Here is a 14,278-nt window from a genome sequence, read left to right as displayed (position 1 = left end):
ATCCTGCGGCAAGCATTATTCCCTATAAAAACAACAAAAAACCGGCCCTGATTGTGGGGGCATTAATCCCGGAAACTTTTTGCCGGGCCATCAAATAGGAATAACAACCAAAATCTTTTATAGCAGTCCTTGGCCCATTACCTTTTCCATTTTGCGATGCGGTCGCAAGCCTCTTCCAGCACCGGAAATTCCTTGGCAAAGCAAAAGCGCACCAGGGCGTCCCCGGAGTCGTCATGGAAAAAAGCCCTCCCCGGCACGCTGGAAACCCCTGTTTTTTCCAAAATATGCATGGCCCGGGTGAACGAGTCATGCCCGGGCACGCCGGAAACTTCGGCCAGCACGTAATAGGCGCCTTCCGGGCGATAGGGCTTCATGCCGGCCTTTTCAATCGTATCGCAGAAAAGGTCCCGCTTTTTCTGATGATCCCGGGCCAGGCCCTCGTAGTAATCCCTGCCAAGCATGTTCATGCCCGCGGCCACGCCCATTTGCAAAGGCGCGGGGGCGCACACGTAAACCAGATCGTTCAAGTGGGTGACGGCATCAGTCACGTCCGCAGGGCAGATGCAGTAGCCCAAACGCCAGCCTGTGATGGCGTAGGTCTTGGAAGCGCCGGACATGGTCACGGTCCGCCCTTCCAGGCCGGGATGGAGCCCGGGGCACTGGTGGGTGCGCCCGTCGTACAGAAAGTGCTCGTAGATCTCATCGGAAAAGATCACCAGGTCGTGCTTTTGCGCAACTTCCGCGATCAAATCGATTTCCCCGGGGGTCATGACATGCCCGGAGGGATTGCCGGGCGTGCACAGTACAATCCCCCGGGTCTGAGGGGAGACGGCCTTGGCCAGGGCGTCCGGTTCGATCTCCCAGGTTCCCGGTTTTGCAGGGACGAAGACGGGAATTGCGCCCACCGCCTCCAGAGTGCTGGCGTGATATCCGTAATAGGGCTCGAACAAAATCACCTCGTCCCCGGGATTCAAAAGCGCCATGGCTGCGCAGTAGAACACGCCGGTGGCGCCAAGGCTGGCCACGATCTCGGTTTCCGGGTCGGGCCGGTATCCGTAAAAGGCCTCGGTTTTGCCGGCAATGGCCTGACGCAGCTCCGGCAGTCCGTGGTTGGGCGTGTACACGTTAAAACCCTCGTCCATGGCCTTTTTTGCGCCGGCGATGACCTCGTCCGGGACCTTGATGTCGCAAACTCCCTGAGCCAGATTGATGCCGCCCGCCTCGCGGCAGGCCGTGGTCATGGTTCTGATATCGCTTTGCCGAATGTTCTGCCCTCTTGCGGAAATCCGCATAAAACGCCTCTCTATTGTTGTCGGATTATTAATATGGATGCTATTGGATCTCAAAAGCCGGTAAATTTCCTCTCATGGATGAACAGGCTATCAATAACCTTTCCATCCGGCAAGTTTCAACCTGCTTTTAATTTTACTGGGAGGAACTTAAGGATGAGACGCTAAAATTTGGGCTGGATTTTGGCCTGCTTGCAAATTTCGCCGGCCGTGATGCGGTCAAGAAACCGATGCCGCTTTACCGGCGCGGCCTGATCGTTGTTCGTGTAAATGGAGCGGCCCCTGCCATTAATAGATAGCAGCCATTTGATTCAAGATGCTTGACGAGATCCCGCCGTTTCACAGACATTGTCAACCTCAATTGCAAGCTGCTCAAACAACGCGTTTCCTTTGGACATTTCCTTATTCAGCTCTTTGCACGCCAATATCATTCGAAATGCTGCATCGGAGTCTCTCCCCAAAAAATCACTCCCACAACGCCTCCACAATGGATTCGGGCTGCAGGCCGTATATGGGAACGCGGCGGGCGTTCATATGCCGGGCGATTTCCCGGGCCATGCCCAAAGCGGCCGGATGCTTTTCCTCCGCGTCCAGCACCAGGCTTCGGATATGGTTTTCCCTGCCGATGCTTCCGGCCATGGCTAAAACTTCTTCATGCAAGGGCAAGAGCGCCCCGTCCCTTGTTTTATCCAGGCCGATGTTGGCCCGGCCGTCCGTGACCAGCACTATGCGCGGCCAGGGGGCCCGCTTTCTTTGGAGGGCCTTTTTCGCAATTTTCAATCCCAGGGCCATACCCGCGCAAAGAGGCGTGGTTCCGCCGGTTGGCAAGGTTCTGAGCTTTCGCTCCGCCAGGTTGATGCTTTTTGTGGGCGGCAGAAGCACCTCGGCCTTGCGTCCTTTAAAGGCGATCATGGCGGCTTCGCTCCGGTCCTTATAGGCCTGGGCCAGAAGGTGCATGATCGCCGCCTTGGTTTGGGTCATGAGCGTACTGCCCATGGAGCCGGAAGCGTCCACCACAAAAACGAACAAAGCTCCGGTTTTGTGGGTGCGTGATTTCCGCCTCCAGTCGTCAGGCTGGATGGGTATGGCGAGTCCTCCGGCAGGGCGGGACAGGGCGTACGGAGCGGCGGCGCGCAGGGTGGCGTCCAGGGCAAGGTCGCCGCCCTCCTGATTGCGGGATATCCGCGTGTAGCGGCCTCGCTTTTCCAGGGCGGGAGCTTTTTGAAAGCGGCCTTTCTCCGGCTCTTTCCCCCGGGGAAACGGCATCCTGAAAGTCCTGGCTGAAAGATCGCCCGCCTTTCCCGGCTTGAAAACCTCCCCGGCCGCCTCAGATCCCGAGGGGCTGGGCCGCAGGCCCCTTTCCCTGGGACAGCCGTTTTCCAAAGGCGCGTCCTGCTTGCTCTCAGTCGGACTCTCTTTTTTCAGGAGTTTTTTTTTACGTTGCTCCCGCGTCCGAAGGCCATCCATGACTTTTTCCACGGCCCGGGAGTGGTCGGGAACGTCGTCAAAGGGCTGTCTGCGCATGCGATGGCTCACGGCCAGTTTGGCGGCCGCCTCCACGTCGTCCAGGGTCGCGTCCCGGCGTCCTTCAAAGGCGGCGTGGGTTTTGGCGGTTTTCAGGATGACCAAGTCCGCCCGATGCCCGTCCACGCCCAATTGCACGGCCATTTCCGTGATGGCGCGGATGACCGAGTCGTCCGCCTTGACCTTGGGTAAAATCCTCCGTGCCTTGGCGATGCGGGTTTTCAGGGCGTTTTCCCGCTTGCGCCATTTGTTTAGAAAGGCCTTGGGATTGGATTCGTGTTCCTCCCAGCGCCGCAGCAAGGCGTCCCGCTGATCCAGGTCGAGAATGCCCTCCACATACACGGAAAGGCCGAAGCGGTCCAGCAACTGGGGCCGTAAATCCCCTTCCTCAGGATTCATGGTGCCCACCAGGATGAACCGGGCCGGATGGGTGAAGCTCACGCCTTCGCGCTCCACGGTGTTTACGCCCATGGCTGCGCTGTCCAGGAGGATGTCCACAATGTGATCGTCCAAAAGATTGACCTCATCCACGTACAAAACGCCGCGATTGGCGCTGGCCAGGATTCCCGGCTCGAACCGTTTTTCACCCGTGGACAGGGCGTGCTCCAGATCCATGGCGCCCGCCACCCGGTCTTCCGTGGCGTTGATGGGCAGTTCCAAAACCTTTCGCTGCCTTTTTTGGACCGGCAAGGGGCCGTTTTCAGCGGCTTTGCGGCAATGGGGGCACATCAGGTCCGTCGAGTGGGGATTGCATTGAAAGGGGCAGGCCTCCACCACGTCGATTTCAGGCAGGATGGCCGCCAAAGCCCGCACCACAGTGCTTTTGCCCGTGCCTTTTTCGCCACGGATGAGCATGCCGCCGATCTTGGGATTGACGGCGTTCAAAAGCAGGCCCAGGCGCATGAGATCCTGGCCGATAAAGGCTGTGAAGGGATAGGTATAGGTCATGGTCGTTCCATGTTTGCTCTATGCAGCCCGTTTTTTTCCGCCGCCTTTTTTCCGCTTGAGCTGCTTTTCCTTTAAAAAACGCCGAATTTCCTGGATGATGATTTCCGGCTCGTCATCCTGGAGAAAATGGCCGGCCGTGGCAATCTTCACCGAAGGCGCGTGATTAGGCAGCATCTCCTCGAACTTCTCCATAAACCAGGGAACGAACACAGGATCTTTCATGCCCCAGATCACCTGAGTGCGCACGTCCCAGCCCTCCAGGCGCCTGCCGGTATCCCGCAAAAGCCGCCAGGTCTTGTCCAGGGGCCCCATGGGAACCTGCCGCACGGATTTCATGATGGCGGTGCGGTCCCGCACCATCTGGAAGGGGTAAAGGTATCCGTCCATGGCCTTTTTGTGCAACTGCCGCCTGGAGTTGACAATGCCCAGATGCATGCCCGCCTTCAGGAAGACGTTCCAGTCCATGGCCATTTTCTTGCCCGCAATGGGGACCTTATAGGACCATAAATAGGGAAAGGCCCAGGCCCCCAGGCATTGGATAAACTCCTTGGGCGATCCGGGCAGAAAGCCCGTGGTGTTCATGGGGATCAGCCGCGAGAACAGGTCCTTGTTCCGGGCTGCATAGGAAAGCCCGATGATCCCGCCCCAGTCCTGGCAGATGAGGGTGATGTCCTTCAGCCCCAGACTTTCTATGAATTTTCCCAGGCGGCGGATGTGGGCCTCCATGGAATAATCTTCGTAATGGGGCTTGTCCGACAGGCCGTACCCCAGATGATCCAGTGCAACGCATCGGTAGTCCTTTTTCAGGTCCTTGATAAAATGGCGGTACAAATAGGACCAGGTCGGGTTGCCGTGAAGCATGAGCAGGGTTTCGCCCTGGCCTTCGTCCACGTAATTCATGCGATTGCCTTCGATTTCCATGGTCTTGAACTCCACGGGAAAATCGTCAATGTCCTTCAACTTGATGGGAAAGGCGTTGTGCTCCCGCAGGCCGAGGACCTTGCGCAGTCCTTTGATGGAAGCCTGGCTCAGGACATGCCGCACAGGCCTTTGGCGTTTGACCACCCTGGGTTCCGCGCCAGGGCCTTTGACCCGGGTGACCAGGTAGTCCGGAGTGTAGGATTCAGGCGGCGTCATGGCCGCGCGTTTTCGCATCAACCGGCCTATAACCCGTTGGGCGGCTTTTTCCTTTACGCCGAAATCGCCCACATAGCGCCTGTATTGCTCGTGGATTCGGCTTGCGCGCTCCCGCACGGCCGGTGTGGGAATCATCTCGGGGATGACCGGCAAAAATCCCGCGGCCAGCTTTTTGCCGAAAAAGTAGCACCGCTCCGCCCTGGCCTGCAGGAACGGGTCCGGGGAGTGCACCATGGTCTTGTAGCCTTTGAACATGACGTCCATGACGCTCAGGATGGTGGGGCCGTTGGTTTCCAAAAGCCGTTTATGCTCCAGGTGAAAATATTTCCGGATTTCGCCCCGCTTGAAATTGGGATGCTTCAACCCGACGTCGCTCCACAGCATGGTGTCCTGGTGGCGGAATTCCTCTTCGATCCGGCCGTCCTCCATGAGCCGGTCGTACAAGGTGGTGCCGGGACACGGCCTCAAGGGGGAGACCTGATACAAATCCGGCTTAAGGGATACGAAATAGTCAATGTCCTCCAGAATGTTTTGGTGGTTATGAAAATCCAGGCCCAAAATGTTGGAGCCGATAATCAGAATGCCGTGGTTGTGCAGTTCCTCAAAAACCTCCCGCACGTCCCTGCCGACCCGTTTTTGAAAATTGTGGTCCGCCAGGATGTCGGCCTCGAACTTGGATTCCACGCCGATCCACAACACGCCCACCCCGCACCGGACCAATTCCTCCACTGTGTACTGGGAGATGGACTTGATGCTGGCGAAACAAAACAGATTGACCTTGCCGATCAACCCGTCCTTTTGCAAAAGCTCGCCCAGCCGTAAAACGTAATCGCGATCCAGGAGGAAATCCTCGTCCCAGATCATGTTGAACAAGGAAGGCTGGCCGGCCATGCGCTGGTTGGCGGCTTTCAAGGAGGCAAAGGCCTCCTCGGGGGTGCACACGTTGATCTTTTTGAACTTGAAAAAATGGGAGGTGTTGCAAAATTCGCAGGCGTTGGGGCATCCCAACGAAACCAGGGTGGAACTTAACGGAAACCGGGCCAGATGGTCCCCGCCCTGCACCGTCACTTCGAACATGGGCTGCCGCACCTGGGATATGGGATCGTCGGGGTTTTGGCCGATGATCTTCCGAAAAAAGGTCACGCCCTCCTGAAAGCAAAAATGGTCTGCGTTTTCCTTCAGGTACTGGGCGTCGTTCAAAGGATCGTTGGGGTATGGATGAAAAATGTGCATCACGCCGTATCCGCCCAGGATAATTTCCGTGTCAGGGGCGACCGCCCGGGCGATTTTCACCATTTTGGCGATCTGGCTCAGGTGCACGGATTTCACCTGAATGCCCAGATAGTCATAATCCTTTTCAAGCTCCTTGTGGAACAGCTCTTCGGTGGGCCATTCCATGATCGTCGTATCGGCGTTCAGGTTTTCCGCCAGCAAGTGGAGGGCGAAGGCGGGAAAAATGCTTTTGGCCGTAAAAGGGCCTTGGGCCCGGGTCAGGCGGGCGGAAAACAGGTCATTCACATCCTCGCCCCAACCGGTTTCGTAAGGGCCGATGGAATTGGTTAACAGGATTCTTTTCATGAAATACCTCCTGTGACGGCAAGGACGCCGATAAAGACTGGCGAGAACTAAATGGAAGTTATCGGCGCATCGTCCGGCGCAAAAAGCCCGGCCGGTTTTTTCAGCCGGGTTGGGATGATTGACGCGAACACCATATGACGCCGCCCCCTAAAAAGGCGGGCGGGTTTAGCTTGAGAGAGGCGCCCTTCAGGGAGAAGAAAAAGAGCGATCCAGGGGATGATTTTTTTCCTCACAAGGCTGGCCTGCATTTTTTTGGTCAGAGGGGTCTAGGCTCTTGTTTTTTTGAGTGCAGGCCGCCTTGTGATGCCCCATTAGGCCGTAAAATAACGCATTGCGTCGCCCCGGATTATAAATCCGGCCCCAAAAAGGGTGCGAAAATATAGGATCGGACCCTTTTTTTTTGAAAAATGCGCCCAAAACAGGAAATTTTTTGTCCGAACGATTAAAAAACAGACCGATGCATGTTTTTTTTTAAGTGGAAAGGCCGGGTTTTCGGAAAGACTCCGGAGCCCCGTTTCAGGGAATGCACAGTTAAGGGGGATACGATCCTTATCTCAGCATTACCAGCGGCTGCTTGCATCCTCATTGAAGAGATAAGGTCAGGTCCCCTGTTATTCCTTAACAGCCCAAACATCCCCCACTGAGGGCGGCCCGGGAAACTCGTTTTCCTGGGCGCGTCAGCGCAAAAGGCGCGGCCTGGGAAGACAATATAGGTCTGGCAAGGCCGGCGGGCGGATGGAAATTCTTGATCTCCGCTTTTCCGGGCATTGCAGGTTCAAGAAAAACCCAGGGTTCCAAGGGCGTTTACTCAAGCCTTTTGCGCTGCGCACTCAGGCAGTAAACTACACTGCCTGAGCCACCCGAAAATCGACAGTACAACACGCGCGAAGCGCCATTGAAAAGTTTTTGATCAAACTTTTTCCAAAAAGTTTGCCGCCGAAGGCGCTTTTCGCTTTTTGTCCTTTGTCTTTTGTTTTTTTGCTTTTTACAGCTTGGCGGTCTTAAGCAGTTTGCGGCGATAAGGCGCTTTCGCGGTATTGGGTGGGGGTTTGGCCGGTTTCCTTTTTAAAGACGTTATTGAAGGTGGATTTGGATCCGAATCCCACGTCGTAGCAGATGGTTAAAACGTTTTTATCCGGCTCCTGGACCAGGAGCTTTTTGGCCTCCTCTACGCGAAAGGAATTGATGAAGGAGCGAAAGTCGGTTTGAACCCGTTCGTTCAGGAACTCGGACAGCTGATGAGGGGTGAGGGCGAGCATATCCGCCAGCCCGGCCAGATTCAGCTCGCAGTCCGTATAGACCTTTTCCTCGGCGATGAGCTTATGCAGGCTTTCGTTAATGGCCGAGACGTCCACGTGGGTCAAAGAGGATTTTTCGTAGCGCTTTTTTTCAAATTCCTCTTGCAGCAACTGCAAAAAGCCCGGATACCGATTATACCCTAAAAACACGCTGACGGTGAGCACGGTCAGCAAAAGGCCGCCGTAATGGAACAGCCAGAGAATTTTAAAAGTAAATCCAATGTACAGGGCCACCACGCATAAAATGGCCAAAACGTCTATAACCAGCATGCCCCGGAGTTCATTCTTGACTTCCTTGACATTCCAGACCAGCCCCAGATCCATTTTCAGCAAATAGCTGATGTAGGCCGCGGCATGTACGGCGCCGATCACAACCAAAATCATCAAGGCGTGCTTGGGCGGCTGTATAAACATTTCGCTCAGCCAGGCGGTTTTAAATTCCAGGGGCAGCAGTTGAAAGCCGGTTTCCGCGCAAAAAGCGCCTATGGCCGGTATGAAGTGGATCAGAGATCTTGGAGAAAATCGCTTTTCCGGGTGCAGCAGCAGGGTGAAATAAAAATAGTACAAAGGCCCCACGCAGCAAATGGCCGTAAAAAAAAGGTAAATCGTCAAAGGCATTTTGGGCGGCAGGCTGTTGGCCACGGCGCCCGCCCCCCACAGGATGATCGCGCAACACACAAAAATGCTGGAAAACAAGAGATTTGCGGTATTGGGTTTTTTACGGACCACCTGCTCCAGAGCAAGCAGCAATGCCAGGCCGCTGGCGAAAAATATGGGTAAAGTAATTGCCTGGATGGACCAGACCATGCGTCACCTCATGGATGAAAAAATCAGGCTTTTCCGCGTTTTCGGCAATTTGGGCCGGTTTTTCCGGTTGGGCGGCCGCCGCCCCAACGGCTCGCGACCTGTAGGAAAATTGGATAGTTAGGTAAAAAAAGGACCCCTCAAACAAGCATCCGCCATGCAAACATTATACGTGCGTACAAAACTAACGTAAATGACGCACCATGTCAATTTATTTCCCGCCCATTGGCCAAACCGCCAAAAGCAACAACAAGCAGCGGAGTTAATGGAAGCCTCCGGCGGGCCGCTTTCTTGCAAGAAAGCACCGCAAAGAACTTCAAAATGCGCTTCGCGCAAGGGCGAAAATACCTGCCTCCGGCGGCCCTCTTTTTGAAAAAAGAGGGGCAGAAACTTTTTAAAATGGCGCTCCACGCAGGGCTTAATTAAGCATTGTCATTCCCGAATGTCCCTGTCGGGAATCCTTCGTCCGTGTACTAAAAGACAACCACGAAGCTCGGGCGCCGCCTGCACGGGGATGACGGGCTTTATAGGCCTGAATACTCCCTTTGGCCCGCCCATTTTCCTCCTGTATTGGGCAGGGCAAGCCCTGAAACTACGCATCAAATGAATCCCTTAAGATTTAATGCGACATCCGTGCGGCTGTCCGCACCTATCTCCATTGTATTCGCGGGGCGCCGCTTGCTGCGCCCGCGTAGGGGCGATCCTAGTGATCGCCCAAATTACCGCCGTTGCCTGGGCGAATACAAGATTCGCGCCCTACGCATTTTCAGCTCTTGTAGGGGCGATCCTTGTGATCGCCCAAATTACCGCCGTTGCCTGGGCGAATAAATACTCCACGCCCTAACACGAATCTTTTTTGACACCATGCATTGGCGGGCGTATATTTAGTAAAATGCAAGATACCATCAGGGATTAGGGGCCGTATTGGGAGCGCAAGACTTTTTCGGGTCGATGCCGACCCTGTTCAGGACAGGCAAAAGGAGGTCTGAACCATGGCCAAAAAGAAGATGGAGACCGGCGGCAAGACAAAGTCCGCTAAAAATGCGTCTGCAAAGAAACGAGTAACCTTTTTTATGAGAGCTCCCGAGGCCAAAGAGGTTTCGGTCGCCGGAGATTTTAACGGCTGGGACGCCAAGAAGCATCCCATGAAGTTGGATAAGACCGGGTTGTGGAAAAAGATTGTCATGGTCGCCCCGGGCCGTTGCGAGTACAAGTTTTTGGTGGACGGCGACTGGGCTCTGAACCCGGACACGCAAGAGACCTGCACCAACGAGTTCGGCACGGAGAATCATGTGCTGGAGATTTAGTCCCCGCTCACAGCCTTGGGATTGCATAAAAACCGATAGTCCGCAACGGAGCTTGTGAATGACCGTCAAAAAGGTTGTGCGAATTCTGATAGGCTTGTTGTTCGTCATTTTTGTGATTCAAAATGCAGAGGTTGTGGAGGTGCGCTTTTTGTTCTGGGGCGCGGAGGCTTCCCGGGCGCTTGTGCTATGTTGCGTGTTCGCATTAGGGCTCATTGCAGGGTGGCTCCCAATCCGGATAACGAAAAAGAAAGAGAGCGCCGGCAAAGAATAGGTTAAAGAATAGGCTGACCCCGAAAAGACCTGAGTCATAGGGGAGAGGCCTGTTTTATGTCACGGGGGGGATGGATGCAGGACAGCAGCGGGTTGATATACGCCTATTTGCTTGACGGCGTAGGCGGGGGCCGAAGCGTGGGATGGGAGGATATTCTTCAGTGGACCCCCGATCAGGGGATTTTGTGGCTCCATGTGGATTTCCGCGACCCGTACGCCATGGCGTGGCTGGATGAAAAAAGCGGCCTCAATCCCATTGTGGTGCAGGGGCTGATAGCGGACGAAACACGGCCGCGCTCCGTGGGGCTGGGAGAAGATCTCCTGGTTATTCTGCGGGGGATCAACGCCAATCCGGGCTCCGACCCGGAAGACATGGTGGCCCTGAGAATGCTGCTGGAGCCTGGCAGGATTATATCCATGCGCCACAGAAGGGTCATGGCCGTCCAGGACGCGGCAACCGCTTTGGAGGAAGGAGTGGGGCCGAAAGATTCCGGAGAATTTTTCACCTTTGTATGCAGCCGCATCACGGACCGCATGGGGGACGTGATCTACGAGATAGACGACCTGGCGGACCAGATGGAAGAGGCCGTCCTGGAGCCGGACGCCAGGGGCTTGCGGCCCCAGGTGTCCAAAATCCGAAGGCAGGCCATCGCCCTCCGGCGATACATCGCCCCCCAGCGGGACGTTCTTTTAAGGCTGCAAAACGAAAAAAGCCCCATCCTTAATGAATTCCACAAAATGGAAATCCGGGAGGATGCGGAGCGCACGGCCCGTTTTGTGGAGGATATGGACGCCGCCAGGGACCGGGCCGCAGTCACCCAGGAGGAATTGGGAAACCGCCTTGCCGAGGAAATGAATCGGGCCATGCTGATTTTATCCGTGGTGGCGGCCATATTTTTGCCGTTAGGGCTCTTAACCGGGCTTTTGGGCATAAACGTGGGCGGCATTCCCGGGGCGGATTACCGCTGGGCCTTTTTGATCGTGTGCGTTTTTCTGCTGGGGTTGGGGGGCGTCCTGCTTTTTTTGTTCAAACGCATGAGGTGGCTCTGAAAGCCTTCTCTTACATTTTGACGACCGGGATCACGAATGTTCTGCGGGCCAATGTCGCCGTCATCGTGTCTGAAAGCCGCTTGTATGGAGTTTTTTACCAACCTTCCATTGATTGCCCAAGGAGCGCTTATTTTTTGCCTGCGCATTGTGGACGTGTCCCTTGGGACCATACGAACCATCATGATCGTCCAGGGCAGAACCTGGATTTCCTTTTGCCTGGGCTTTTTTGAGGTCTTTATCTGGCTGTCCGTCATATCCACAGTCGTCCCCCTGATCAAGGACCGGCCGGGCCTGATTTTCTTTTACGCCCTGGGCTTCGCCTCCGGCAATTTCGCGGGAATCAAGTTGGAGCGGTGGATGGCGGCCGGGCACATGATACTGCGGGCTATTTCCATAAAAAACGGAAGGGAAATGGCCGCACTGATTCGTGGCCAAGGCTACGAGGTCACCACTTTTGCCGGAGAGGGCCTGGAAGGCCCGGTCATGCAGTTGTTCATTGTCTGCAGGCGCAGAGACGTGGGGGCCATCATCACCATGATCAAGTCGGTCGATCCGGAGGCTTTTTATATTACGGAGAGGGCCGGAAGCGTCAGCAAGGTGATCCGGCCGTTCATGGCGCCGCCCACCGGCTGGAGAGCGGTTTTGAAAAAAAAGTAACGGAGGGAGCCGTTCCGGCAATCTTTCTTCCAGCGGCGCAGCGGCGAAGGGGTGGACATGTTTCTCCTGGGTATGGCGGGCGGATTGGCATTGCTTATCGTAGGGGCGGAGATCCTGGTTCGCGGAGGCTCGGCCCTGGCCCGGCGCTTTAATATCTCCGAACTGGTGGTGGGGCTGACCATCGTGGCTTTCGGCACCTCGGGCCCCGAGTTGGTCGTGAGCGTGGTTTCGGCCGTTCAGGGCAGCACGGCCCTGGCCGTCTCCAACGTGCTTGGCAGCAATCTGTTCAATCTCCTGGTCATATTGGGGATCTCGTCCATGCTATCCCCGCTGGGGGTGGACGAAAACACGGTGTGGAAAGGCATTCCCTTTCTGCTTCTCACCTGCGCCGCGGTTTTTCTCCTGGCCGAACCCGCGGCCGGATGCCCGGAGCAGGCCCACACCCTGTCCCTGTTTGACGGATTGATCCTGCTGTGCTTCTTCGCCATTTTTCTGTATTACACCTTTTCCATCGCCAAATCTTCCGGGGAACTCCAGGAGACCGGGGAGAGCCCCCCCGAGAAAATGGCCGGGCTCCTCATGTCCGGGTTCATCGCAGGCGGCCTGGCGCTTCTCATCCTGGGCGGGCGCATCTTTGTGGCGTCCGCGGTGGTCATGGCCAAGAAGCTGGGCATGAGCGAATCCCTGGTGGGCCTGACGGTGGCGGCGGCCGGGACCTCCCTGCCCGAGCTTGCCTCGTCCCTGACGGCCGCCCACCGGGGGAAAATCAGCATGGCCGTGGGCAACGTGGTGGGGTCCAATATTTTCAACGTGTTTCTAATATTGGGCGTCAGCGTAGCCATACGCCCCGCCCCCCTCAGCCCGGGGGATTTCCTGGACAACGCGGCCGTGGCTCTGGCAAGTTTGGCCCTTTTCCTCTTTATGTTCACCGGAAAAAAAAGAAGCATTGACCGGTGGGAGGGCGCTGTCTTTGTCTTTGCATTCGCAGCGTACTTATGGTTTAAAATAACCTTATCCTGAGGCCGCCGGATTTAACGGTTTGGCCTTCCGCCGTTTTTTGCGGAATCAGGAAGGGACGATTAATGCGGCTTATTATGGGTTCATGCACTTTTTTTGGTTAAGGAAGAAAGCCTCTTGTCCGGAGTGAAAAAACCTAGAATCATATTCAATGCGCTTCTTTTTTTTGTACTCATTGTAATAGGCGGAGCGGCTTTCGCCATGGGGATTGTTGATCCTGCCCCGGCCGATGTCCAGGCTTCGCAATCCGACGTGGCGCTTTTGGTCCTTTACGTGCTTTTGGCCCTGGTGTTTTCCTTTATGTGCTCGGTGGCCGAGGCCGTGCTGCTAAGTGTAACGCCTTCGTTTATCGCCGGACTGGAGGAAAAGGCCCCCAAAAGGGCGGCCTTGCTGAAAAAGCTCAAGCAGGAGGACGTGGACCGGTCCCTGGCCGCTATCCTGACGCTAAACACCATCGCCCACACCGTAGGCGCCATCGGCTCGGGCGCCAAGGCCACGGCCGTCTTCGGCAGTGGGTGGTTCGGGGTGTTTTCCGCGGTCATGACTTTGATGATCCTGTTTTTTTCCGAGATCATCCCCAAAACCCTGGGCGCCGTGTACTGGCGCAGCCTGTCCGGCCTTACGGCCAAGTTTGTCAGCGCGCTGATCTTCTGTTTGTATCCCTTGATCCTCATTTCCGAGCAGTTGACCAAGGTCATCGCCCGGAATGCAGACATCCATGTGTTCAGCCGGGAGGAGTTCATCGCCATGGCCGGCATGGGAGAGGAATCCGGGCACATCAACGAGCGGGAGTCCCGGATCATCCGCAATCTGTTTCGCCTGGAGTTCCTGAAAGCCGAGGACATCATGACTCCCCGCATGGTCATATCCGCCCTGCCCAACAGATTGACCATAGCCCAGGCCCTGGAACGCTGCGGGGACGCCCCTTTTTCCCGCCTGCCCGTCTATGGGGAAAGCGTGGACGACATCACCGGCTTCGTCCTTAAGGACGATCTGCTGCTGGCCATGGCCAAAGGCCAGGTGGACGTCTCCCTGGAAAGCCTGAAGCGGGAGATGCCGGTCGTGGCCAAGGACGCGCCCCTCTCGAACTTGCTGGAATTGTTTTTGGACAAGCGCCAGCACATCGCGTTGGTGGCCGGGACCTACGGCGGGACCAAAGGCCTTGTCACCCTGGAGGACGTGGTGGAAACCCTGTTGGGCATGGAAATCATGGACGAAATGGACGAGGTCAAGGACATGCAGGCCCTTGCCCGCAAGCAGTGGAGCAAACGGGCCGAAGCCATGGGCCTGGACGTGGACGCGGCCGGCAAGGCTTCGGATAAAATGGATGCAGACCAGCAATCCCAAAACCGGGAAGATTAGAGAGCCGGGTTAGAGCAAGCGGAGCCCAAGCCATGTT

10 protein-coding genes are annotated in these 14,278 nt (G+C 56.0%); 6 read left to right on the top strand and 4 right to left on the bottom strand.

Annotated features, from left to right (window positions below; genetic code table 11):
* Positions 1–137: 137 nt before the first annotated feature.
* The 4 genes from BUE18_RS24590 to BUE18_RS24565 form a co-directional block, all read right to left on the bottom strand.
* A complete protein-coding gene (locus tag BUE18_RS24590; RefSeq protein ID WP_073478797.1) occupies positions 138–1,292 on the bottom strand; it encodes a pyridoxal phosphate-dependent aminotransferase in 1,155 nt (384 codons plus the stop codon).
* A gap of 462 nt (positions 1,293–1,754) precedes the next feature.
* Complete coding sequence (locus BUE18_RS24580) at positions 1,755–3,761, bottom strand: magnesium chelatase subunit D family protein (protein WP_073478796.1); 2,007 nt, start codon at positions 3,759–3,761, stop codon at positions 1,755–1,757.
* Between the two features lie 18 nt (positions 3,762–3,779).
* Positions 3,780–6,476, bottom strand: a complete 2,697-nt coding sequence (locus BUE18_RS24575; protein WP_073478795.1) for an alpha/beta fold hydrolase — start codon at positions 6,474–6,476, stop codon at positions 3,780–3,782.
* Positions 6,477–7,477: 1,001 nt separating this feature from the next.
* Positions 7,478–8,581, bottom strand: coding sequence for an AraC family transcriptional regulator (locus BUE18_RS24565; protein ID WP_073478793.1), 1,104 nt, complete (start codon positions 8,579–8,581; stop codon positions 7,478–7,480).
* 989 nt (positions 8,582–9,570) lie between these two features.
* Here BUE18_RS24565 and BUE18_RS24560 point away from each other — a divergent pair.
* The 6 genes from BUE18_RS24560 to BUE18_RS24535 all read left to right on the top strand — a co-directional run bounded on the left by BUE18_RS24560 (position 9,571) and on the right by BUE18_RS24535 (position 14,241).
* Entirely contained in the window at positions 9,571–9,885 is a 315-nt protein-coding gene (locus tag BUE18_RS24560; protein ID WP_083611276.1) for a glycogen-binding domain-containing protein, read from the top strand.
* A 58-nt stretch (positions 9,886–9,943) separates the two neighbouring features.
* Entirely contained in the window at positions 9,944–10,156 is a 213-nt protein-coding gene (locus BUE18_RS24555; RefSeq protein ID WP_073478792.1) for a lipopolysaccharide assembly protein LapA domain-containing protein, read from the top strand.
* 74 nt (positions 10,157–10,230) lie between these two features.
* Complete coding sequence (locus BUE18_RS24550; RefSeq protein ID WP_073478791.1) at positions 10,231–11,205, top strand: zinc transporter ZntB; 975 nt, start codon at positions 10,231–10,233, stop codon at positions 11,203–11,205.
* Positions 11,206–11,289: 84 nt separating this feature from the next.
* A complete protein-coding gene (locus tag BUE18_RS24545) occupies positions 11,290–11,862 on the top strand; it encodes a DUF2179 domain-containing protein (protein ID WP_073478790.1) in 573 nt (190 codons plus the stop codon).
* A 57-nt stretch (positions 11,863–11,919) separates the two neighbouring features.
* Positions 11,920–12,882, top strand: a complete 963-nt coding sequence (locus tag BUE18_RS24540) for a calcium/sodium antiporter (RefSeq protein WP_073478789.1) — start codon at positions 11,920–11,922, stop codon at positions 12,880–12,882.
* A 198-nt stretch (positions 12,883–13,080) separates the two neighbouring features.
* Positions 13,081–14,241, top strand: coding sequence for a CNNM domain-containing protein (locus BUE18_RS24535; protein WP_244549378.1), 1,161 nt, complete (start codon positions 13,081–13,083; stop codon positions 14,239–14,241).
* The last annotated feature ends 37 nt before the right edge of the window (positions 14,242–14,278 follow it).

It is taken from the genome of Desulfatibacillum alkenivorans DSM 16219 (genome assembly GCF_900142135.1).
In the GTDB taxonomy this organism is placed as follows: domain Bacteria; phylum Desulfobacterota; class Desulfobacteria; order Desulfobacterales; family Desulfatibacillaceae; genus Desulfatibacillum; species Desulfatibacillum alkenivorans.
Note: the sequence above shows the minus strand (reverse complement) of the source record. Positions and strands in the feature narration are given on the sequence as shown.